23 protein-coding genes are annotated in these 22225 nt (G+C 63.6%); 13 read left to right on the top strand and 10 right to left on the bottom strand.

Translation table 11 applies throughout. The annotated features are described in order from the left end of the window. Positions 1-203 precede the first annotated feature (203 nt). Complete coding sequence (gene guaA, locus GQO94_RS08285) at positions 204-1766, top strand: glutamine-hydrolyzing GMP synthase (RefSeq protein ID WP_156840682.1); 1563 nt, start codon at positions 204-206, stop codon at positions 1764-1766. A 332-nt stretch (positions 1767-2098) separates the two neighbouring features. Beyond that, positions 2099-2542, top strand: coding sequence for a hypothetical protein (locus tag GQO94_RS08280; RefSeq protein WP_156840681.1), 444 nt, complete (start codon positions 2099-2101; stop codon positions 2540-2542). 96 nt (positions 2543-2638) lie between these two features. Here GQO94_RS08280 and GQO94_RS08275 read toward each other — a convergent pair whose 3' ends face one another. Then, the gene (locus tag GQO94_RS08275) at positions 2639-3961 is read right to left on the bottom strand and encodes a serpin family protein (protein WP_198045886.1); all 1323 of its coding nucleotides are present in this window, start codon (positions 3959-3961) and stop codon (positions 2639-2641) included. Between the two features lie 379 nt (positions 3962-4340). Between GQO94_RS08275 and GQO94_RS08270 the strand changes: the two genes are divergently transcribed. Next, on the top strand, positions 4341-4793 hold the full coding sequence (locus tag GQO94_RS08270) for a GNAT family N-acetyltransferase (RefSeq protein ID WP_198045885.1): 453 nt from the start codon (positions 4341-4343) through the stop codon (positions 4791-4793). After that, positions 4790-5521 (top strand): endonuclease III domain-containing protein, encoded by a 732-nt coding sequence (locus GQO94_RS08265; RefSeq protein WP_156840678.1) that lies wholly within the window; start codon positions 4790-4792, stop codon positions 5519-5521. Before GQO94_RS08270 ends, GQO94_RS08265 begins: the two co-directional genes overlap by 4 nt. Before the next feature lie 2 nt (positions 5522-5523). Here the strand turns inward: GQO94_RS08265 and GQO94_RS08260 are convergent, their stop codons facing one another. From GQO94_RS08260 to GQO94_RS08245, 4 genes are all read right to left on the bottom strand, one after another. Further along, entirely contained in the window at positions 5524-5898 is a 375-nt protein-coding gene (locus tag GQO94_RS08260; protein ID WP_156840677.1) for a DUF427 domain-containing protein, read from the bottom strand. Positions 5899-6011: 113 nt separating this feature from the next. Next, positions 6012-6470 (bottom strand): nuclear transport factor 2 family protein, encoded by a 459-nt coding sequence (locus GQO94_RS08255; RefSeq protein ID WP_156840676.1) that lies wholly within the window; start codon positions 6468-6470, stop codon positions 6012-6014. Between the two features lie 89 nt (positions 6471-6559). Further along, positions 6560-8047: an aldehyde dehydrogenase family protein gene (locus tag GQO94_RS08250; RefSeq protein WP_156840675.1), complete on the bottom strand. Its 1488-nt coding sequence runs from the start codon at positions 8045-8047 to the stop codon at positions 6560-6562. A gap of 27 nt (positions 8048-8074) precedes the next feature. Continuing rightward, on the bottom strand, positions 8075-8827 hold the full coding sequence (locus tag GQO94_RS08245) for an SDR family oxidoreductase (protein ID WP_156840674.1): 753 nt from the start codon (positions 8825-8827) through the stop codon (positions 8075-8077). 194 nt (positions 8828-9021) lie between these two features. Between GQO94_RS08245 and GQO94_RS08240 the strand changes: the two genes are divergently transcribed. The 3 genes from GQO94_RS08240 (at position 9022) to GQO94_RS08230 (ending at position 11208) form a co-directional block, all read left to right on the top strand. Then, positions 9022-9219: a ferredoxin gene (locus GQO94_RS08240; protein ID WP_156840673.1), complete on the top strand. Its 198-nt coding sequence runs from the start codon at positions 9022-9024 to the stop codon at positions 9217-9219. Positions 9220-9625: 406 nt separating this feature from the next. Then, the gene (locus GQO94_RS08235) at positions 9626-10318 is read left to right on the top strand and encodes a GntR family transcriptional regulator (protein ID WP_198045884.1); all 693 of its coding nucleotides are present in this window, start codon (positions 9626-9628) and stop codon (positions 10316-10318) included. 38 nt (positions 10319-10356) lie between these two features. Continuing rightward, the gene (locus GQO94_RS08230; protein ID WP_198045883.1) at positions 10357-11208 is read left to right on the top strand and encodes a MaoC/PaaZ C-terminal domain-containing protein; all 852 of its coding nucleotides are present in this window, start codon (positions 10357-10359) and stop codon (positions 11206-11208) included. Positions 11209-11259: 51 nt separating this feature from the next. On the opposite strand, the gene GQO94_RS08225 is transcribed toward GQO94_RS08230, so the two are convergent. Then, positions 11260-11862, bottom strand: coding sequence for a nuclear transport factor 2 family protein (locus tag GQO94_RS08225; protein ID WP_198045882.1), 603 nt, complete (start codon positions 11860-11862; stop codon positions 11260-11262). A 129-nt stretch (positions 11863-11991) separates the two neighbouring features. Between GQO94_RS08225 and GQO94_RS08220 the strand changes: the two genes are divergently transcribed. From GQO94_RS08220 to GQO94_RS08205, 4 genes are read left to right on the top strand one after another with little or no spacing between them, the layout of a single operon-like run. Next, positions 11992-13188: an acetyl-CoA C-acetyltransferase gene (locus tag GQO94_RS08220; protein ID WP_156840670.1), complete on the top strand. Its 1197-nt coding sequence runs from the start codon at positions 11992-11994 to the stop codon at positions 13186-13188. After that, the gene (locus tag GQO94_RS08215) at positions 13185-14420 is read left to right on the top strand and encodes an acetyl-CoA hydrolase/transferase family protein (RefSeq protein ID WP_156840669.1); all 1236 of its coding nucleotides are present in this window, start codon (positions 13185-13187) and stop codon (positions 14418-14420) included. Before GQO94_RS08220 ends, GQO94_RS08215 begins: the two co-directional genes overlap by 4 nt. 40 nt (positions 14421-14460) lie before the next feature. Continuing rightward, a complete protein-coding gene (locus GQO94_RS08210; RefSeq protein ID WP_156840668.1) occupies positions 14461-14781 on the top strand; it encodes a 2Fe-2S iron-sulfur cluster-binding protein in 321 nt (106 codons plus the stop codon). 13 nt (positions 14782-14794) lie between these two features. After that, positions 14795-15712, top strand: coding sequence for an SDR family oxidoreductase (locus GQO94_RS08205; RefSeq protein WP_156840667.1), 918 nt, complete (start codon positions 14795-14797; stop codon positions 15710-15712). A gap of 67 nt (positions 15713-15779) precedes the next feature. On the opposite strand, the gene GQO94_RS08200 is transcribed toward GQO94_RS08205, so the two are convergent. The 3 genes from GQO94_RS08200 to GQO94_RS08190 all read right to left on the bottom strand — a co-directional run bounded on the left by GQO94_RS08200 (position 15780) and on the right by GQO94_RS08190 (position 19799). Beyond that, positions 15780-17051: a hypothetical protein gene (locus GQO94_RS08200; protein ID WP_198045881.1), complete on the bottom strand. Its 1272-nt coding sequence runs from the start codon at positions 17049-17051 to the stop codon at positions 15780-15782. A 47-nt stretch (positions 17052-17098) separates the two neighbouring features. Continuing rightward, entirely contained in the window at positions 17099-18331 is a 1233-nt protein-coding gene (locus GQO94_RS08195) for a cytochrome P450 (RefSeq protein WP_156840666.1), read from the bottom strand. Between the two features lie 127 nt (positions 18332-18458). Beyond that, the gene (locus GQO94_RS08190; protein ID WP_156840665.1) at positions 18459-19799 is read right to left on the bottom strand and encodes an amidohydrolase family protein; all 1341 of its coding nucleotides are present in this window, start codon (positions 19797-19799) and stop codon (positions 18459-18461) included. Here GQO94_RS08190 and GQO94_RS21330 point away from each other — a divergent pair. Then, complete coding sequence (locus GQO94_RS21330; RefSeq protein WP_156840664.1) at positions 19702-20685, top strand: cysteine hydrolase; 984 nt, start codon at positions 19702-19704, stop codon at positions 20683-20685. The genes GQO94_RS08190 and GQO94_RS21330 overlap by 98 nt on opposite strands. 13 nt (positions 20686-20698) lie before the next feature. Beyond that, positions 20699-21361, top strand: a complete 663-nt coding sequence (locus tag GQO94_RS08180; RefSeq protein WP_156840663.1) for a TetR/AcrR family transcriptional regulator — start codon at positions 20699-20701, stop codon at positions 21359-21361. 38 nt (positions 21362-21399) lie between these two features. Here GQO94_RS08180 and GQO94_RS08175 read toward each other — a convergent pair whose 3' ends face one another. Next, positions 21400-22131: an FAS1-like dehydratase domain-containing protein gene (locus GQO94_RS08175; protein WP_232332832.1), complete on the bottom strand. Its 732-nt coding sequence runs from the start codon at positions 22129-22131 to the stop codon at positions 21400-21402. Between the last annotated feature and the right edge of the window lie 94 nt (positions 22132-22225).

Raw genomic sequence — 22225 nt, 5'->3', positions numbered from 1 at the left:
GATCGGCGCTCTAAATAAGGCAGCTTAGTAATAATAAAACAAACAAAAGCAACAATAGAAGTTGCGTTCTTTGCAACTGCAAGGGGCTTCGGTAGTCGGGGGCATCGCCTGCACCCATGCGAACGCGGGATGTCGGAGGAGGATGAAGCCGATTTCGCTCTGCTTCTGGATTTTGCCGCGTGGGGCGATTAACGCCGCCGGCTATGGACAGCACCCATCAGCCCGATTCCATCCTCATCGTCGATTTCGGCAGCCAGGTGACGCAGCTCATCGCGCGCCGCGTGCGGGAGGCCGGCGTCTATTCCGAGATCGCGCCCTTCACGACCGCGGAGGAGGCGTTTGCGCGGCTCGATCCGGTCGGCGTGATCCTGTCGGGCTCGCCCGCCTCGGTCACCGACGAGGCGGGACCGCGCATTCCGGCGACGATCCTCGAAAGCGGGCGGCCGATGCTGGGAATCTGCTACGGCCAGCAGGCGCTGACCCAGCAGCTCGGCGGCATGGTCCTGGGCGGCGAATCGGGCGAGTTCGGCCGCGCCTTCATCGAGATCGAGGACCAATGCGCGCTGTTCGACGGACTCTGGAAAGTCGGCGAGAAGCATCAGGTCTGGATGAGCCACGGCGACAAGGTTACCGAGCTCGCGCCCGGCTTCCACCCCGTCGCGTCCAGCCCCGGCGCCCCTTTCGCGGTGATCGCCGACGATGCGCGGCGCATCTACGCCATGCAGTTCCACCCCGAAGTGGTGCACACGCCCGATGGCGGCAAGCTGCTCAAGAACTTCGTGCGGCACGTCTGCGGCCTCGCCGGCGACTGGACCATGGCCGAGTTCCGCAAGACCAAGATCGACGAGATCCGCGCGCAGGTCGGCGACGGTAAAGTGATCTGCGGTCTTTCGGGCGGAGTCGATTCGGCGGTCGCGGCGTTGCTCATCCACGAAGCGATCGGCGATCAGCTGACCTGCGTGTTCGTCGACGGCGGCATCCTGCGCATGGGCGAGGCCGAGCAGGTCGTCGGCCTGTTTCGCGGGCACTACAATATCCCGCTGGTCCACGTCGATGCCTCGACCCTGTTCCTCAAGGGCCTGGAAGGCGTCACCGACCCCGAGGCGAAGCGCAAGTTCATCGGCAAGACCTTCATCGACGTGTTCGAGGACGAGGCGAAGAAGATCGGCGGCGCCGATTTCCTGGCGCAAGGCACGCTTTATCCCGATGTGATCGAGAGCGTCAGCTTCACTGGCGGGCCATCGGTGACGATCAAGAGCCACCACAATGTCGGCGGCTTGCCCGAGCGGATGAACATGCAGCTGGTCGAACCGCTGCGCGAGCTGTTCAAGGACGAAGTGCGCGAACTGGGTCGCGAGCTCGGCCTGCCCGAAGTCTTTGTCGGCCGTCATCCGTTCCCCGGTCCCGGCCTTGCGATCCGCATCCCCGGCGAAGTCACGCGCGAGCGCGCCGACATCCTGCGCAAGGCCGATGCGATCTACCTCGAAGAAATCCGCAACGCCGGGCTCTACGATGCGATCTGGCAGGCTTTCGCGGTGCTGCTCCCGGTCAAGACCGTGGGAGTGATGGGCGACGGACGCACCTACGACAACGTCTGCGCGCTGCGCGCCGTCACCAGCACAGACGGCATGACCGCCGACATTTACCCGTTCGACAGCGCCTTCCTCAGCCGCGTCGCCACGCGCATCATCAACGAAGTGAAGGGCATCAACCGCGTGGTCTACGACTACACGTCCAAGCCCCCCGGCACGATCGAGTGGGAATGAGGGAGCTCGTCGCTGGTGAATAAAGGCTACGAACAGCGGATTGCCGAGTGGGAAGCCTGGTACCCGGTTTCTGCCGCGGCGGAATGAGCCGTTAGCCGGCATCATCAGCGCTAACGTGACGTCAATCGGTCAGGGGCGTTGAAGGTGCCACCAGGCAACGTGATCCATCGGCCTGGCTACCGGACCGATCTCAGCGGGCGGACCGGCAGCAAGCGCCTAGGTCGCGCGGACAAATTCGATCGACTGACGGTTATCCGCCATTCTCAGTCAGAAAGTGCCGTTCCAAATACGACGAGGTTGCGGTGATTCAGTAAGCTTATATGAAAGTGAATATGATCCAGCTTCACTTGCGCTACTCTGCCGAAAGTGAATGGCATGGGAAACTGGTTGCCGAAGTGGAAAGCGGTGAGTTCCGAGGATCCGGCTCAGCATGGTTCACTCTGGAGGAGCTTCGGAAATTCTTGCACCTGGTAAGTGACTACCCGATAGTAGAAGGTCAGGAACCGACGCTGGCTGGAGGTTTCTGGGATGAACGTGGTGAGACATTAGAAGAGTGTCACCTGGGTATCCGGTTTTCACCAGACGGCTCGAAAGGTTCGGTAAGGGCAACTGTGAACTTGGTTGCCCCTCCTTCCCATGATGAAACCCTCCCGGGCCATAAACTTACCACTAATTTCCGCGTCAATCATGGCGACGTGCAGCGCTTTGTGACGGAGTTTGCTTTGTTGCTGGATGGTAAATCAGCGCAGGCAGAACTCAAATCAACGCGCAGCTAGTTCGCATAGGTGCAGCAAATTGGCGACGTCCACGAATCACGACTCCTGGCATTCCGGCGCACCTCAAGCGAGCTTTCAGGGCGCGACCGTTGCGCTTCAATTCGGTTCCGGTTGGACATAGCGGCCCACAAACAGAATCAGTCCGGTCCTGAGGTCGCGAAGCAGGAACAGGAAGGGCTTGTCGGCGCGGAACACGAACGGCGGGGGCGGTGGCGGGCCCCGATGCCGACCGGTGGGGATCATATCCATGAGCATTGCCGTTGCCGCGCTCGCCTCCGAGCCGGTCTCATCGACTTCGACAGTGGCTTCGTGGATGACATGGCTGATTTTCAAGCCGCGCTCAGACGGATCACCGCCGGGATAAGGCAGTCTTGCCATGTTCGAAAAGTCGGCATCATTGGAAAACGCCAGCGGCGCCCCCATAGCCTTGAGCGTCGTCGAAAGATCGGTTCCCCAGCGCAATTTGAAGCGAGGAAATGACAGCAAAGTCTCCCGCGGCTCCGTCCGGTCGAGCGCGTCGAACCAATTCGCCAGCTCCTTCGCTGTCAGCTTTTCCTCGAATCGGGGCAGGTCGTCATAGTCGTCGGGCAGGAACGCCACGAGCGCGACTTCGCGACCCTTGTAGGGCAGCTGGATCGCACTGACGCTGCCACGCTTGAGAGCTCGGAAATCGCTGGATTGGTGCATCAGCCGCAGCGGCGTCTTCCTGCCATCGATAGCCGTGAATGGCTCCGTTTTGGTCATCCCACTGGTGAACGGAGCTAGCCAGTCAGCCTTGAACCAGATCGCATTGACAAGGACCGTGCGAGTGCACGTCGAGATCTGGTCTTTCTTCAGCAATTCCTCGATATTCTCGCGTGTCGCATCGGACACCCATTGGTTGATCCTGCGCCGGGCCGCTTCGGGATCGGCCTTGAAATTCGCGCGCTCGAATCCCGCCTTGGCATATGTCGCCATATCGCGTTCGAATGGCTCGTTGAGCGGCATCGAATCTTGCAGCCACAGCGCGTTCGCGGTGCGCAAGTCGCGGCCGGGGCCGGAGAACGACATCGTGTCCATCATCGCGCCGCTGGCCTTCAGGGTGCGCACCGGTTCGAAGGGATAGCGCATGACCTGCTGCAACTGCCGGGCGGTTTCGCCCACGGCGCCGCGATAGGCTAATCCCCCTGCGGCGGAAACACTGGCGGGCGAAACGATCAGGTTGCTGTCGCGCTGACCGACGGCTCGCAGCAGGTCCAGCGAGAAGGCATTGGTACCCTCGATGAGTTCGTGAGCGTCGGTGTCGAGCAAGGTGGCAATCGCCGGTTCGACAGCTGGAGCCGAAACGGCAGGTTCCGGCACTTCGGCATCTTGAGCGCGCGCTGCACCGGAACATAGCAGCGCACTCGCCATCAACAGCGCGTGAATTCGGAATTGCATTTTCTGATCCCTCGGGCGCACCGCGTGCCATAATCTTGATATACAAAGTGCGTGTAGCCAGCGTTGCGTGCACTGGTTAACGGCATATTCCTTTTTGCAGCGTCGCGAGATTTGTCCATGCTGCTTAGGTCGGCCCACGCCTAGCCACGCCAGAACCGGGCCGTAGCAAGGCTCCTCCCCTGATCGCCGCAGCATCGGCCCTGCCGGGCCGGACGGGCAGGATGGCCGCGAACCGGGCTGAAAATTGGCACCGTGTCGGACGCGGATTGAAGCAGCGAACCTGCTCTGCCTTTCTGATACAGTCCAGACTTTGCCGGCTCGAGGAGGCGATAGCATTTGAGCGCGAACTTAGTGTCTTCGATGCATGTAGATGGTTGATATGGCCCCTGACAATCGAGTGGACGTGAGCGAGCCGAAGATCCGACCGGTCGAAAGGCGCGATGCCGAGTGTGTCGCGGCGCTGTTCGGATCGCTCGGCTTTCCGACTAGCGCTGATACCTTTCCGCAGCGTCTGGCTCGCAGCATCGCTGCAGGAGATACGACGCTCGTCGCCGAGCGTGACGGTACGGTCGCCGGCTGCATCGGGCTCTCGCAGACGCACCCCGCGCATCGCGACGCGCCGGTCGGGAGGATCACGGTTCTGGTGGTTGCGGAAGAAGCGCGCGGAGCGGGTATCGGAACCGCGCTCGTTAAGGCTGCGATCGCAACGTTCTTTGCCGCAGGCTGCACTATCGTGGAAGTCACCAGTCGCTTCGAACTGCGCCGCGCGCACGCCTTCTACGACAAATTGGGGTTCGCACAGACCAGCGTCAGGCTCGCGCTGACCCGATGAGCCAGCTCCCCCTCGGTCCGGACTCGCGCACGGAAACGCTTCGCCGTCTGCAACCGCTGCTGGTGCAGCGTTTCGGGCATATCCGGCGCGCGGCGGCGGAGCGGCGGGCGCCGGAATGGACGCTGGTGCAAGGCGTGATCGGGGCGCGGACGAAGTCCGAAATCTCCAACGCCGCGACCGATCGGCTGCTGACGCGCTTCAAGACCTGGGAAGGCGTCGCCGAGGCCCCGATCGACGAGCTGCACGACGCGCTGGCCACGCAAACGTATCCCAATGTCGCGGCGGAGCGGCTCAAGGCCTCGCTTACCGATCTCGTCGCGCGGCGCGGTTCGGTCGATCTGTCGCATCTCGAAACCATGGCCACCGAAGCGGCGATGGACTGGCTCGAACAGTTGCCGGGTGTCGGGCGCAAGATCGCAGCCGGAGTGATGAACGCCTCGACGCTCGATCGGCCGGTGCTGGTGCTCGACAGCCATCACCGCCGCATCCTCCAGCGCATGGGGCTCGTCCCGGCCAAGGCGGATACCGCGCGCGCTTATGCCGCGATCATGCCGGTCATGCCGCCCGAATGGCGCGCCGCCGATTACGACGAACATCATCTGCTGATGAAGAAAGTCGGCCAGACCTGGTGCCGTCCGGCCCGCCCCGATTGCGCGAACTGCGTGGCGCAGTCGCTATGCGCGACGGGAAGGGGCGAGAACCCGAAAGCCACCGCCGCAGCGCGGTGACGCTACGATTTGAGCTGGACGGACACCCGATCGGGATAAAAAGCCAGGTGCCCGGCGATCGCGCTGACCGCCTCGAACGGAGCCTCGTATGTCCAGACGGCGTTGACCCCGCCCTCACCGAGAGCCGGAATGCTGTAGTAACTCGCCTCGCCTTTGTAGGGGCAATAGGTCGTGTGGTCCGAGCGTTCGAGGAGAGACATGTCGACATCGGCCGCCGGCACGTACTGCACCGGCCCGTAATTGGCTTCGGTCAGAGTCAAGGCAGCATGGGTTTTGGCAATATCGAGCGGCCCGGCGTTCACGAGTACCGTCGATGGGCACTCGGTGATCGCAATCGGATGCTTCTCGTCGGGATGCCTGACCGGGCGATCGTTCATGGTTTTCGTCCTTTTGTCACCGGCGCCTATCGCGGTGCGCTACGGGACCAAAGGTGGGGGGCTATAAGGGGCGATCGCAAGGTCCGGGCGCCGATCGCCGGATCTGGAGGTCTCTAGCTGGCGGTGAGCTTCGCGAAGGCCTCGGCAATGCCCATTTTTTCGAAGACCTTCGCTATATCCAGATCGAGCTCCACGCAGCGCCGGGCGTAGCGCCAGCCTTGCGGGGTGCGCTTGAGATTATCGATGTACCAACCGCTGGCGACGAATTCGTTGCGTTGCTTGTCGAGCTGGCGGACCAGCGACAACATGCGCACGCGCTGATTTGCCGTGTCGCCGGTCACTTCGATTTCGGGTTCCGCGGTAACATGCACCGTGACTTGGGTCGCGGCAGCGGCCGAGGCGATTTCCTCTCGCCCATGGTAGACGCCGTTGCCGCCAATATCGAACTCGCCATCTTCGGTGAAATTGGACGCGAAGGCCTCGCCTTCGCCGGCGTCGGCATGGCGGTTATAGCGCGCATTGAGTTGCCGGATCTCGGCGATGTCCGATAGCGTCTGCAGATCGTATGCCATTGGGTTGCCTCCCTACGCGTTATTCTGGTTCGCTTTTTTGGAGAAAGGACGCGGCCGCGCGGCTTTCTGCAGCGCGCCGTTTTTCGATCTCACCCGGCTCTGAACATGATGGATTTTTGTTCGGTGTAGGCATCGATGCCTTCGGTTCCGGATTCGCGTCCGATGCCCGAGCGCTTGAAGCCGCCGAAGGGGGCGGCGGGGTGTTTGGCGCCGGGGCCTTCGTTGAGGATGATGAACCCGGCATCGAGTTCGAGCGCCATTTCGTAGGCGCGGCCCTTGTCGGCCGAGACGATGCCGCCGCCCAGGCCGAACTCGCTGTCGTTGGCGATCGCGAGCGCTTCTTCGTCACTGTCGACGCCGATCACCACGCCCACGGGTCCGAAGATCTCCTTGCGCGCGATCTCGGCCTTATTGTCGACGCCGGTGAGCAGCGTGGGCTCGTAGAAGAAGCCCTTGTCGAGATGCGCCGGCGCCTTGCCGCCGAACACGACCTCGGCCCCGCCGCTGACCGCCTTGTCGACCATGCCCGCAACGCGGTCACGCTCGCGCCCGCGGATCAGCGGGCCCATGGTGACGGCGGGATCGGCCGGATCGCCGACCTTGGCGTGCTCGAACAGCGCGCTCATGCGGTCGAGGAAGCCCTGCTTCACGCTGTTGTGCACCAGATGGCGGGTGAACAGCATGCAGCCCTGGCCGGTCTCGCACGTGATGTTCCAGAACGCGGTCTGCGCGGCAAGGTCGAGGTCGGCGTCCTCGCGCACGATTAGCGCGGACTTGCCGCCCAGTTCGAGCAGCATCCGCTTCAGGCTCGGCGCGCCTTGCGCCATGATCGCGGCGCCCACCGCGTCCGATCCCGTAAAGCTGACCATGTCGACCCGCCGGTCGGTGGTGAGCCCCTGGGCCACGTCGAGGCCGCCGGTCACCACGTTGAACACGCCCGGCGGGAAGTCGAGCTGCTGGATTGCGTCGGCCAGCACCCAGGCCTGGAACGGGGTATAGGGCGAAGGCTTGAGCACCACCGAGTTGCCCGCGATCAGCGCCGCCGAGGCCTTGACCACGTTGAGGAAGAAGCCTGCGTTGAACGGCGTGATCGCGGCGACCACGCCGATCGGCACGCGCTGCTTGACGCCGCCGCCCAGCACTTTGTCGCCGGCCCAGCCGGGGTTGACCATGAACGGCAGCGAAGTGACGCTCTCGCGCCGGTAGGCTTCCTCGATGTCGGCGGCCAGCTGCTGCAGCGGGATCGCATAAAGCAGCCCTGCCGCCTCGGCCTGCGCGCAGCCGGCCTCGGCCACGATCATCGCCACGATCTCGTCGCGCCGGGCCAGCAGATGCGCGTGCAGCTCTTCCATCTTGCGCGCGCGTTCGCGCAGCGACATGCGCCGCCAGGGGCCCTTGTCGAAGGCGGTGCGCGCCGCGTCGAGCGCCTGGTCGAGATCGTGCATGGTGCCCACGGCCGCACGCCCGTAGACCGCTTCGGTGGCGGGATTGAGGATCTCGTCATGGGCGCCGCCGGGCGCGGTCCAGACGTTGCCGACGAAGGCGCCGGCCATTTCGAGCGGGGTGTGAACGGTCATCGCTGTCTCTTTGTGTCGGTGCGCGCCTTACGGGCGCATGATGAAGCCGCCATCGACGCACAGGATCTGGCCGGTGATCCAGCTGGCCTGGTCGGAGAGCAGGAAGACCAGCGCGTCGGACATGTCCGAGACCTGGCCCATGCGCGGCAGCGCGAGCATCGAGACGATACCCTCGACCAGCCCTTCGGCGGTGGAGGTGCGGGTCGCCTCGGTATCGGTCGGCCCCGGAGCGATCGCGTTGACGCGGATGTTCTTGGGCCCCAGTTCCATCGCGAAGTTCTGGGTGATGCCGTTCAGCGCCAGCTTGGCGATGCCGTAGTAGCCCCCGCGCGACAGCCAGGCGGCGCTCGAGGACTGGTTGACGATGGCGCCGCCGCCGCGCTTTTCCATGTAGGGCGCGACCGCGCGCGTGGCGAGGAAGCAGCCATCGACGTTCACCGACATGAACTTCTGCCAGTACGAATAGGGCACGTCGGACATCGAGTGCATCTGCATGCCGCCATAGATCGCGGCATTGTTCACCAGGATGTCGATGCCGCCGAAAGTGCTGTCGGCAAAGGCGGCCATGGCCTTGGTCGAGTCCTCGGACGAGACATCGGCGCGCACGGCTGCCGCCTTGCCGCCCGCCGCCGCGATCTCGGAGACGACGCGCGCGGCGCCGTCTTCATTGATGTCGGCGACGACGACGCTCGCGCCCAGCGAGGCGAGCCGCTTGGCGTAATCCTCGCCGATGCCGCCGCCCGCGCCCGTGACGATCGCTACCTTGCCTGTAAAATCCACGTCGTACTCTCCCGATCAGGCCATTGCGGCTCATCCACTCGGCGCGCTTGTCGCATGCCCCTGATGCGCTTGTCGCATGCAATGGAGCGCGATAAAAGCGCAATCGTCGTTGCGGCACGCTCTTTCAACCGGTATTGCATGCAACTGACGATAGTTCAACACCTCGTTTCCACCACCAGCCGGACCACGAACCCATGCTCACCATCAAAGTCGACACCGCCTTGTGCTCGGGCCACGCCCGCTGCGCCGCCGTCGCCCCCGACATCTACATCCTCGACGATGACGGATATTGCATCGCAGACGGCATCAAAGTCCCCGAAGAACACGAAACACTCGCCAAACGCGGCGCCAGAGCATGCCCAGAACGCGCCATCACTATCGTCGAAGAATGAGCGTAAGTCGCTTCTCCGGCACAATCCCTCTCCGTCTGTTCGGGCACCGGGACGTTCCGGCCATCTGAAGGAGCGGCATCTCTGCGCTGCGGGACGTTTCAGCCGGTATCGACGCGGTCGAATATCGCCGTGACTCCTGCATGGGGAAGGAAAATACCGAGGGTGCCGATGGCTTCGATTGCGCTTGCGTGCAAGCGTTTCGCGTGACGGTCTCTCGCGACCACCGGGGGCCTCCATCCCGGATGGGGGCTTTCCTTGCTTGGCGACACAGGCGAAGCATTCTAGATGGATGCAATGCGCAATTATCTTCTTGAGGCACTTACTTTAAGCGGTTGCATGCAAGTATGATCGGTGGTTACTCGTGAGCAAATAAGGGGGGGCGAGCATGGCGACGGTAACAGAGGAAGTGATCGCGGCCATTCGCGAGCGGATCCTCGACGGTGAATTCGCGCCCGGCGCCCATCTCCACGAAGCGGCCTTAGCTGCCAAATTTGGCGTGTCGCGCACGCCAATTCGCGATGCGCTGCGCATCCTGGGCAATGAGGACCTGCTGATCTATCACCCGAACCGCGGTTATTTCGTGCGGGCGGTCGAACTGTCGGATGTGCTCGATTCCTACGATGTGCGCGGCGCGCTGGAGGGGCTCGCCTGCCGTACCGCCGCCGAAAACGGCCTCAGTGACGCTCATGTCGAAGGCTTCAAAGGGCTGCTGGCGCGGGGCGACGAGATCTTCCTGTCGCCCACCTGGGGCGCGACGGAGCAAGCCGCCTGGCGCGAACTGAACTCCGAATTTCACTTGCTGCTGCTGGAGGCCGCGCACAACCGCCATCTCGGTCCGATCATGCGTCAGATCCGGTTCTTTCCGCGCATCTTCGACAGCCGTCTTGAACCGACTTCGGATTTCTTTCAGGAAGTGCATACACGCAACCAGCGCCTGCGTTCTCATCACGATCATATCCATATCGTGGATGCAATGATCCGCCGCGAAGGCGCGCGCGCCGAGGCGCTGATGCGCGAGCATGTCTACGCCAACCGCGAACTCCTGCGACAGGGCATCGAGGCTGCGGAACGGGAGGGGGAGGACCGGCAGGCAAAATAGCCTGACCCGGCCATCCGTCGGTGTGAAAGGGACGATTTGTGAAACCGTATGATGAGGTGCTGGCGATCCGCTGCCCGGACCGCCTGTTCCGCTGGACCGATCGCGACGCGATGCTTTACGCACTGGCGATCGGCATGGGGTCGGATCCGCAGGACGCCCGGCAGCGGGCCTTCATCTACGAGGAGCCGGACCTGAGCGTGGTGCCCTCGTTCGCGACCGTGGCGGCATGGGGGGCCAATCCTCCGATCCACGACGCCGGCGTGGACTACACCAAGGTCGTCCATGCCGCGCAGGAGATCATCCTGCATCGTCCGATGCCCGCCAGCGCGACGATACGTCCGCAAGGCGGCATGGTCAGCGCGATCGACAAGGGGGACAAGGGCGCGATCGTGCTGGGCGAGACCAACCTGTGCGACGCCGAGACGGGCGACGCTTTCGTTACTCTGCGCACGACCTGGATGGCCCGCGCCGATGGCCATTTCGGTGGGCCCACCGATGGCGGCGAGGCACCGCACAAGATGCCTGAACGCGCGCCCGACCTCTCGGTCGACTATGCCACCCGGCCCGATCAGGCGGCGCTCTATCGTCTGTGCGGCGATCGCAACCCGCTGCACATCGACCCGGCCGTGGCCCAGCGCGCGGGCTTTCCCCGGCCGATCCTGCATGGGTTGTGCACGTTCGGGATTACGTGCCGCGCCGTGCTGGAAACGTTCGCGCAGTACGATCCAAATCGTATCGCCAGCCATGCGCTGCGCTTTTTGGCTCCGGTCTACCCCAGCGAGACCATAACCGTCGATCTGTGGCAGGATGGTTCAGACATCTCGTTCGAAGCGCGGGTAAAGGCGCGCGATGCGGTTGTCGTGCGTAGCGGGCTCGCTCGACTGCGCTGATCGCGCAAACCCTCGGCATGGCGCGGACGCCCGCCGAGGGCGCCCGGAATTTCAAAGGTGCCCAGAGCGCTGCAGCGAAATGTCGAAGGCGCGAGTGTCGCCCTCGCTGGCGAATGTCCCCATGCGAATTCTCGAAAAAAGCCAGCCGCCGTCTTCCTGTCGGCGCAGCCAGCCCTCCCACGGCATTTGTTTGTTGCAATGCATGTGGACCGAGGGCGTGCGGTTGCCGCCGATGTTGCGCCGGTCGTCGGCCTGCTCTTCCTGCACGTAGTGGCAGGCGTAGAGCTTCGTCTCGACATGGGCTTCGTCGCCGTCGAGCGTGATGAGATGATTGGTGCTCATGTGCACCGTCACGTCGAAGCCGGGAAGGAATTTGCCCGGACCGAACCGCATGGCATAGTCTTCCGGCATGATCGGCCCGTCGATCCCGAGCTGGTTGGCCTGCATGTGGAACGGGCGTTCTAGGACCGACATGACGAGCGGGAAATCGCATGCATCGAGGCCCTTCATGTAGCGGTGGACCTGATCGGAGATCATGGCCCTGTCGAGCAGCTGCTGCGCTGTGGTGAGCGGCTTGGCACGGCGGGCGATCGATTCTGTAACGGCTTTGGCGATGCCAGCCTCATCGAGCTGCGGCGGGTTGCGCAATGGCATGGGTTCTCTCCGGGTCATCTTGAAGTGTGATTTCGGCGAACTATTGCATGCAATCTTGCCCTGCGTCTATATGGTCGTCAAATCGGCGTGGCCAGACACGTGCGCCGATACGAACCGAAAAGGACTCCCATGCGCCGCGCCGCCATCGTCTCACCCTTGCGCACCCCGGTCGGGCGCTTTCTCGGCGCGCTCAAGAGCGTGCCCGCCGAGCGGCTCGCCCAGCGTGCCATCGAGGCGGTGGTCGAGCGCAGCGCAATCGATCCCGCGCTGATCGAGGATGTCGTCTTCGCGCAGAGCTACGCCAACAGCGAGGCGCCGTGCATCGGCCGCTGGGCGGCGCTGGCTGCCGGGCTGCCGATCGAGGTCCCTGGCATGCAACTCGACAGACGCTGCGGCGGCGGCTTGCAGGCGATCGTCACGGCGTCGATGATGGTGCAGACCGGTGCCGCCGACGTCGTTCTTGCGGGCGGTGTCGAGAGCATGAGCAACATCGAATATTACACCACGTCGATGCGTGGCGGCGCGCGGGCGGGATCGGTCCAGCTCTACGATCGGCTCGACCGGGGACGCGAGCGATCGCAGCCGGTCGAGCGGTTCGGCGTGATCTCTGGCATGATCGAGACCGCCGAAAATCTCGCGCGCGATTACGATATCAGCCGCGAAGCCGCCGATGCCTATGCCGCGCAAAGCCAGCAGCGGGCGGCCAGCGCCTGGGACGATGGCAAGTTCGACGATGAGATCGTGCCGGTGCTGGTGCCTCAAAGGAAGGGCGATCCTGTGCCTTTTACGCGCGACGAAGGCGTCCGCCCGGACACGACCGAGCAATCGCTCGCGCAGTTGCGGCCCATTATGAAAGACGGCACCGTGACGGCGGGCAATGCGGCGCAGCAAAACGACGCCGCCGCCGCGTGCCTCGTCGTGGCCGAGGACAGGCTGGCCGAACTGGGGCTTGAGCCGCTGGCGTTCCTCTCGGGGTGGGCGGCAGCGGGGTGCGAGCCCTCGCACATGGGGATCGGCCCGGTACCCGCCACGCGCAAGCTGCTTGCCAAGTTGGGCGTTGCGATCGGCGATATCGACCTTATCGAAATCAACGAAGCTTTCGCGGCGCAAGTTCTGTCGGTGCTGAAGGGCCTGGACATCGAAGATCAGAGCCGCGTGAACGTCAACGGTTCGGGTATCTCGCTGGGGCATCCCGTCGGCGCGACGGGCGCGCGGATCATGACCTCGATGCTGCACGAACTGCGCCGGCGCGGCGGACGTCGGGCGCTGGAGACGATGTGCATCGGCGGCGGCATGGGAATGGCCGCCCTGTTCGAGGCCGCATGATCGCCGAACTGCTCGACGAATTCCGGCCCGGCAAGACCATCTACTTGCCCGGCGCGACCGGGGAGATCGTCGCGCTGGCCAAGGCGCTGGCCGATGATCCGGAACGGATGGCGGGCGTGCGCATGGTCAGCTGCCTGCTTCCCGGTATGAACGCGTTCGACTACGCCGCGCTCGACCCGAGCGCTCGATCGACCGTGTTCCTGCTGACGAGCGCGATGAAGGGTTCACTGGCCGAAGGTCGGGTCGACCTCATGCCCCTCAGTTACAGCGCAACGGCGGCGTATATCGCGCAGGACGCGGGGATCGAGACCGCCTTCGCGCATGTCTCCGAGCCCGATGCGCAAGGCCAGTGTTCGTTCGGGGTCGCGGCTGATTTCTCACCCATTGCCTGGGAAGCCGCCGCGCGTCGGATCGCCGTGGTCAATCCGCGCATGCCGCGCATGCCTGGGCCGATGCTGGCGATCGGCGAGGCGGATCGCGTGATCGAGATCGACCATCCGCTAATCGAGGTCGCCGCCGCGCCCCAGTCCGTCGACGTCAGTGCTATCGCCGAGCGTGCAGCACAGTTGGTGCCCGATGGCGCGGCGCTCCAGATCGGGCTTGGTGGGGCGCCGGCCGGCCTGTGGCAGGCGTTGTCCGGTCATCGGGACTTGCGGTTGCGTTCCGGTCTCATCGCCCAGGGTTTCGAAGTGCTTGCAGAAGCCGGCGCGCTGGAGGCGAACGCTATTCACCGCTGCGGCATCCTGTGCGGAGATGCGGGATTCTATCAGCGCATGAGCGCGCGCGGCGATATCGTGCTGGCCGATACGCGCACGACACATGGCGCCATGTCTCTTGCGAGCGAAGCGCGCTTCATCGCCGCCAATTCCGCGATCGAGGTGGACTTGTTAGGACAAGTCAACGTCGAATGGCAAGGTGGCAAGCTTTCCAGCGGCGTGGGCGGCGCGCCAGACTTCGTGCGTGCGGCGGCGATCTCGCCCGAAGGTCGCGCGATGGTCCTGGTTCCGTCCACCGCGCGCGGAGGCACTGTCTCGCGGATCGTGCCGCGATTGACCGCGCCGAGCGTCTCGCTGAGTCGCGATCTGGCGGACACCGTGATTACCGAACATGGCGTGGCCGAATTGCGCGGCTTGTCGCTCGATGGCCGGGCGCAGGCGATGATCGCGATCGCTGCCCCCGCATGGCGCGACAGTCTCGAAGGACAGTGGCGGGCGCTCAGGGATACTATGTAGGCTCAGGTGCGGCCCCTCCGGGCCGTTTGGAGAGAGGCAAATGGTCAAGATTGAATTCGAAAGTCATCGCGGCGACGTCCGGACAGTCGAGGCGCAAGCGGGCGAGACAGTCATGCAGGCCGCGCTGAACGGCGACATCGGCGGCATTCTGGGAGACTGCGGCGGATGTCTGTCCTGCGCCACCTGCCACGTCCACATTCCCGAGGAATGGGCCGATCGCACGGGCAAGCCATCTGCCGAAGAGCTCGAGATGCTCGACATGGCGGTCGACCCCGACGAGCGCAGCAGGCTCTCGTGTCAGATCAAGCTGTCCGAAGAATTGGACGGCCTGCGGGTGATCTTGCCCGCCAGTCAACTTTAGAAGGACTTCGAGAATGGGAACGCAGCAACTCGCCGGCAAAGTCATCGCCGTCACTGGCGCGGGCAGGGGCATCGGGCGCGCGATCGCGCTGGCCTGTGCCGACGAAGGCGCGGCGGTCGTCATCAACGATCTCGGCGGATCGCTGAGCGGTGAAGGCGGCGATCAGGGACCGGCTGCCGAAGTGGTGGTCGAGATCACCGCCGCGGGCGGCCGCGCGTTGGCGAACGTCGCCAGCGTTTCCGACCCGGATGGCGCGGCCTCGATCGTCGACGATGCGGTCAAGGCTTTCGGTCGCATCGACGCCATCGTCAACAACGCGGGCATTTCGCGCGACGGCATGTTTCACAAGATGTCGGCGAGCGACTGGCAGGCGGTGCTCGACGTGCACCTTGGCGGAACCTTTCACCTTTCGCGCGCGGCTGCGCCCCTGTTCCGTGAGCAAGGCAGCGGCTCGTTCGTCCACATGACGTCGACCTCGGGATTGATCGGCAATGTGGGCCAATCGAACTATTCGGCCGCGAAAATGGCGATCGTGGGTCTGTCCAATTCGATCGCGCTAGACATGAAGCGGTTCGGCGTACGGTCGAATTGCGTGGCGCCTTTCGCGTGGAGTCGGATGACGGAAAGCATCCCCGCTGAGACCGAAGCGGCCAAGCAGCGGGTCGAACGGCTCAAGACGATGACCCCCGATAAAGTCGCGCCGCTGGTGGCCTGGCTTTGCGGTGATGCCGCGTCCGACGTGTCGGGCCAGATCTTCTGTGTGCGGCGCAACGAGATCTTCCTGTTCTCGCCGCCGCGCCCGGTGCGATCGGTGCACCGTTCGGAAGGATGGACGCCCGAGACCATCGGCTCGGAACTGATGCCCGCGCTCAAGCCCAGCCTGTTCCCGCTTCAGGTTTCGGCTGATGTCTTCGCGTGGGATCCTATCTGACGGAGCACCTCTCCTATCCGTCAGTGACCGTGGGCGGTCCGGCGCGGCCTTCCCGCGACGGATCGCCCTAGCTGCGTTGGAAACGCCCTGAACGTAGCAGGCCCGACAGGTCTCGCCGGTGCCAGATGTTCAGAAAGCCGATCATCACCTTGAGCTGAACCCGTGCCGTCTCGCGCGCGGTGAAGATCGCATCGTGGCGGTCGGTCGCAGCGGCCGGGTCGGGCACCTCCGCGAGGATCAGTGGTGGCGCGCTCATCAGCCAGGCAAGGCCGGACATCATTACTTGCAAGCCGAGATGCATGTCGAGATCGGATGACGCGATCTCGGGCCCGCCAGCCTTGGCGTATTTCTGAACGAACAATTCCAGCAGCGCGTCGAGGTGCGCGTTGACGAAGTCGGGCTCGGCCGCGCTGAGGCAGCCCCATATCGCGCGGGCGATGTGCATTTGTCCGACCGTCCCCCAGTCGATGAGCCCGCAGCGCAGTTCGTCGGCCTCGCGCCAGAACCAGGCGTTGTCGATGTTGGCGTTCCAGTGGCACAGCGCCAGCATGTCCGCCCGGGCGAAATGGAAGCGCCGGATCGCGGCCTGCTGCGCCACGTAGAGCGGAACCGCCTCGCGAAAACCCTCGAGAAAGGCCGGCTCGGTCAGATGCTCCGGAAACAAGTGCGGATAGCGCGCGATGAAGGCCGCCATCCTGTCCGCACGACTGGCGAGCCCGGCTGCGTCGTAGCGGTTGCGCCGGGCCAGCAGCCCTGCGAGGTCGAGCGGAAAGTCACGCTCGCATACGGGGCCCAGCGCGCCCGCCTTGTGCGTTCCCGAAAGCAACGCCAGCGTGGCGATCAGGGCGCGGTAATGCTCCAGCGGCTCAGGCAGACCCTGGTCCATGCACTTGGTATGGTGCGGCTCGATCGGCGCTTCGCCATAAGCGATACGCTCGGTGATGATGATGCCGGTGCCGGAGGCGTGCTGGAAGTCGGCATAGAGGCAGCGGGGCACCGCGATCGGAAAGGCCGGATCACGCGACAGGTTTGCCAGGTGCACTTCGGGCTCCATGCCCATCCGCACGCGGTCCCGGCCCCGGTCGGTGAAATTGCGCGAGAATTTGACGAATAGGTCGGTCGCGAGGTCAGAGGCACCCCATGCATAGGCGACCGACAGCATCATCTTGGAGCCGGTGCCGCCGACCGACCACTCGTCCGAGCGGGTGATCGCGATAACCTCGTTGTCGGCAGCGAGCACGCCGGTGCGCCGGAAGGCGCGGGTGAGAAACCCGGGCCCGCCATCGCGTAGAGCCTGCGGATGTGCGGGCAGATCGATGCCTAACCGGTCGCCTCGCACCCAGTCCTTTCGATCAGCATCCGGATTGCTCGGAACGGCTGACGGCCTCAGCGATCGAATACGAGGTGCAGTTCCTCGACCCCGAACACAGCGCCGCCGACAGTGCGGAAGGGGGCCCCTTCCTTCATGCGGAAAGGCGGCACGCGGTCGAAGATTTCGTTCATCGCCACCACGAGCTCCCGACGCGCGAGGTGTGAGCCAAGGCATCGGTGCGGGCCGTAGGAAAAGGCAACGTGGCGGTTCGACGGGCGATCAAGAACGAATTCGAGCGGGCGGTCGAACTCTTCGGGATCCAGACTGGCATTGAACGTGGGCACGGCGACCCAATCGCCCGCCTTCATCTGCACACCCGCGATTTCCGTGTCCTGCGCCACGCGGCGGTGATTGATGACGATCGAGTAGAGGCGCATGAACTCTTCGACAGCAGCGGGGATCAGGCTGCGATCATCGCGCAGCTGCTGCTGCAGTTCTGGGTGCTCGGCAAGATAGCGATAGTGGAAACCCAGCGAGGATGCGACGGTATCCAGCCCCGCGACGAAAAGCAGAAAGCAGATACCGAGGATTTCGTCGTCCTTCAGCGGTCGTCCATCGACTTGAGCATGGGTGGCCCAACTTACGAGACCTTCGTCCGGATTTTCACGCCGCTCGGCAATCGCCTTGCGCAGATAGGCGACGATGCTGGCGGCGGCGGCCTTGCGTTCTTCGAGCGAGAAGCTCTTGAGCAGGCCGAACTCCCAGTCGAGGAAGGTCTGCATTTCGCTGACGGGGAAGCCGAGCAGTCGCAGGAAAACGGACACGGGGAAGGGCTGGGCGAACGTCGAGACGAACTCGATTTCGTCCTTGTCCTGAAACTGTTCGATCAGGGAGACGGCGGCATCGCGGACCGGCTGCTCCAGCTTGTTCACTTCCTTGGGGGAGAAGAGCGGGTTGAGAAGCGAACGGAACCCGGCATGCTGCGGCGGATCGAGCTCGAGCGGGAGCAAGCTCCAGGTCTCTCCGATCAGCGCGGAAAAGCTGACGCCGCCCTGGCTGGAAAAGACCTCGGCGTTCTGCAGCACCTGACGGATGTCCTCGGCGCGGGTGATCACCCAGCAGCCGGGAAGCATGTAATGATTGGGCGTGTAGAAAATCCGCTTGCCGGTGGTCTGCCCCTCGACCACGCCGAACGGATCGTTCTGATAGCGCGGATCGGAATAGAAATCCGAATTCACTACGAGATCGGCCGGCACATGCGAGGGTACCGTCGTCTCCAAGTCGCTCGCGAGTGCAGCGTCTGCCATGTCAGTTTACCTCTCGACAGGCCGTGCTCATGCAACGGCCTCATTGCGATGCCCGTATAGAGGCATCGCGAGTTGCATACAATATGCGCCCCGACCTTGCGTGCCGGGCCGGGGCGCGTGACTGTCTTTAGTCGGTTTCGGCCATTTCCGCGGCAAGCTTGCCATCCGCCAGCATGACATCGGAAAACATCTTCGTGATGTCGCCGGAGGTCACGCGGCGGCGCTCTTCGCCCGGTTGCAGCGGCGCAGGGCCACCATAGGATACCGGCTGCGTCGGAACATCGGGCGAGAGCTTGCGCAGCGCCGATACCGAACAGTTCTCCTTGCCGCCCATCGGCCCGAACGCGTCGAACTGGAACAGCTTGAGCGCGTTTTCGTGCGTAATCTTGTCGATCTGGCGATCGGTCAGACCCTCGACCGTGCGCATCAGATATTCGGGCGAATGCGGCCAGATGCTGTCGGAATGCGGGTAGTCGCACTCGTAGCAGACATTGTCCTCGCCGATTTCCTCGAGATTCTTGAGTCCGAAACGATCATCGATGAAGCACGTCATGAAGTGCTCGCGGAAAATATCGCTCGGCTTGCGACCGTCGAAATCGGCGTACGTCCAGGCTGCGTGATGTTCGTGCGTGAAGTCCGCGCGTTCGAGGAAATAGGGGATCCAGCCGATGCCGCCTTCGGAAAGCGAGATCTTGAGCGGGTAATCCTTCAGCGCCTTCAGATGCAGCCAGTCGGCCGCGGAGTTGACGATCGAGATCGGCATCGTCGTGATCCAGGCGTCGATCGGCGATGCCATGGAGGCGTGCGGCGCAGCCGCACCCGAACCGATGTGGATGTTGATGACGATCTCGTTGTCCGCACAGGCCTTCCAGAGCGGTTCCCAGTGAGCGTCATGCACGCTCGGCTGATTGCGCAGTGACGGATTGTCGCTGAACGTGATCGCGTGGCAGCCCTTCTTGGCGACACGCTCGATTTCTTTGACGGTCTCTTTGATGTCCCAGTAGGGAACCAGAGCGTTGGGAATGTTACGGCCCGGATATTTGCCGCACCATTCGTCGATGTGCCAGTCGTTGTAGGCCTGAAGGAGGATCAGGGCGTTGCCCATGTTCTCGAACTTGTGGAACAAGGAGCCGTCGAACGTCACGACGCTGGGGAAGTTGAGTGACGACAGGATGCCGTTGACGTTCATGTCCTCGATGCGGGCATCGATGTCGTAAGAGCCCTTGCGCATCTGGTCGAAGGAGATTGGCTCGCAGCCGTATTCCTCACGCATGCGGCCGACGACGGCATTCAGGCCGATATTGCCCGCGCGGCGACCTTCGAAGATCCAGAAATCGGCGCCTTTCTCGTCCTTCTCGACGCGCGGTTTGATGGCCTTGTGCTGTACGGCAAGGTGCTGGTCGAACATGTCCGGCGGTTCGACCGCATGGTCGTCCACGCTGACGATGACGAGATCGTCTACCTTCATCGGTCTTCTCCTCACGACTCACCGCCTAAAAGTTGACGGGTATTCAATTCAGATACCCTTTTGTATGACGCTTGGCAACCTTGGCAGACGACTTTGTATGCAAATTGGCTGGATTTGCGCGAAACATGCGCTCATTTGCGCTCAGTTTGCAGCGACGGTATGCAAGGTGGGTGAATGCCTTGTATGGGCGAGGCACGCCAACCGAAGCGCAGGATGGTATCGGATCCGAGCGGTTCGCATCGAAATGGGCGGGAGGGGACGAAGGCCGATGACAATTCCACGTGGGCTGGAGGCGGGCCGCAAAGTGGCTCTCGTCATATCCGAGTGCCAGCGGTGCATCGTGGATCCCGAGATTTCGCTTTTTCCGCAGCTGGGAGAGCAGGTGAAGGCGCGCGGGATGCTCGATAATCTCGTCCGACTGGCGGACGCGTGCCGGTTGCGAAGCAGGCCGGTGATCCACGCCATCGTGCGTGTGCTGCCGGACGGGCGGGGACTTGCAAAAGCATCTCCCCTGCAGGCCATGATGCTGCGCGCGCCGCTGCTCCGTGCGGATCGTGAAGAATCCGCGATCCATCCGCTACTGGGGCCGGTCGCTACCGACATCGTGTGCGAACGTCGGCATGGCATAACGGGCTTTCACGGGACCGACCTCGATCCTATGCTGCGGGCGCTGGATGTAGAGACCATCATCCTTGCAGGCGTCTCCACCAACATCGCCCTTATTGGCATGGCGATCGAAGCAGTGAACCGCGGTTTTTCGGTCGTGATTCCCGAAGACTGCACCGCGGGTGCGACTGCCGAGACGCATCGTCATGCGATCGAGCAGACGCTGCCGATGCTTGCTACCGTGACAACGTCCGCGCGCGTGATGGATGCCTTGTCATGAACGGGAAAGCAGCATGAAAGGGAAGGGCGGCACCAAGGAGCCGACGGGCGAAAGCGTAGTGTCGAGCAATCGTATCGGACAGCAACTCGGCACGCGGGGCATGAAAACGCGCGGCCGACTTTTGATGGCGGCGGAAAGCCTCCTGCGCACGATGTCGCCGATGGACCTCAATGCCACCGCCATCGCGCGCGAGGCAGGATCGTCGGCGGCGACCTTCTATGTCTATTTCGACGACGTGCGAGAATTGCTGCTCGATCTCAGCAAGGCAGCGGCGCCATCTTTCACGCAACTGTTTCCAAGACCGGACTCACTGCTCGTGCGCTCGCGGCTCGAGGAGGACATCGCCTTCATCATCGCGACGCTCAATGCGGCGTGGGACCGGAATGCGGCGATCCTGCGCTATCGCAATCTCGAGGCGGATCGCGGGGACGCGGACTTTCATCAATTGCGCTATGATCTGGCGCGTCCTGTGCTGGCTCGCCTCGGCGAGGCGATGCGGGCGATGGGCCCGGAAGGACGATGCGATGCCGATGTAGAGGCGGACGCGGTCGTGCTGCTCGCGGCCGTCGAACGCCTGGTCGCGACGACCCACGAGGATACGCAGGCAGGCCCCGATTCGGAGGCTCTGCGCAGCTCGCTGATCCGGTTGGTGATGCGCTCGATAACAAGCGGCTGACCCATTGGACTAGCAGGTTTTTGCCGCCGCGCGGCCCGTCAGGCGTCGGTGCGCACCTCGGCCGACATGGTCACGTTGCCCTCGGCGTCCCTGCTCCAGAGCTTCGCCCCACCGGCTTTGCGCTGGAGACACAGGTCGAACGGAGCGGTGTCGAGCAGTGGGCGCTGGGCCCGGAAGCTGAACGAGGCGGGCCGGGTGCCGTCTTCGCGCAGCCACAAGTCCATCAGCAGCGTCGCGATCAGCGGGCCATGAACAACGAGGCCGCCATAATGCTCCACGTCGCGGGCGTAAGCGCGATCGTAGTGAATGCGATGGGCGTTGAAAGTCAGTGCGGAGAAGCGCTGCAGCATCGTTGGATCGGGAACGACCGAACGCTGGACATCGGGAATTTCGGGCGACGAAGACGCTGCCGGCGAAGGCTTCTTCGCCGCGGATGTCTCCGTCTCCGCCTCGCGATAGACGAGATCCTGCTCCTCGATGACGGCAAGTCCGCCGCCACCGGAAATCTCATGCCTGACCGTTACGAACATCAGCTGGCCCGTCGCGCCGGTCTTCTGCTTGATTGCTGCGATCGTCGAGATGCGCTCCAGCTTTTCGCCGATGCGCAAGGGCGCAAGGAATTCCAACCTGCCGCCCGCCCACATCCTGCGGGGCAGGGGGATAGGGGGAAGAAATCCGCCACGCTTGGGATGCCCATCGACGTCTATCGCGGATTGCAGGTCGTCCGGCAGAAAGCACAGCCTGTCAACGGCGGAGTAAAAGTCGTCCATTAGGCGGAGTAAAACCAGGCCACTTGATCCGGGTGTTGGCGAGCGCCGTGAGGGCGTAGCCCGAGCGGGGGTCGCCAACACCCGGATTGTCATT

The organism is Novosphingobium aquimarinum, from assembly GCF_009746585.1.
GTDB lineage: Bacteria > Pseudomonadota > Alphaproteobacteria > Sphingomonadales > Sphingomonadaceae > Novosphingobium > Novosphingobium aquimarinum.
This window is presented reverse-complemented; position numbering and strand designations above follow the sequence as displayed.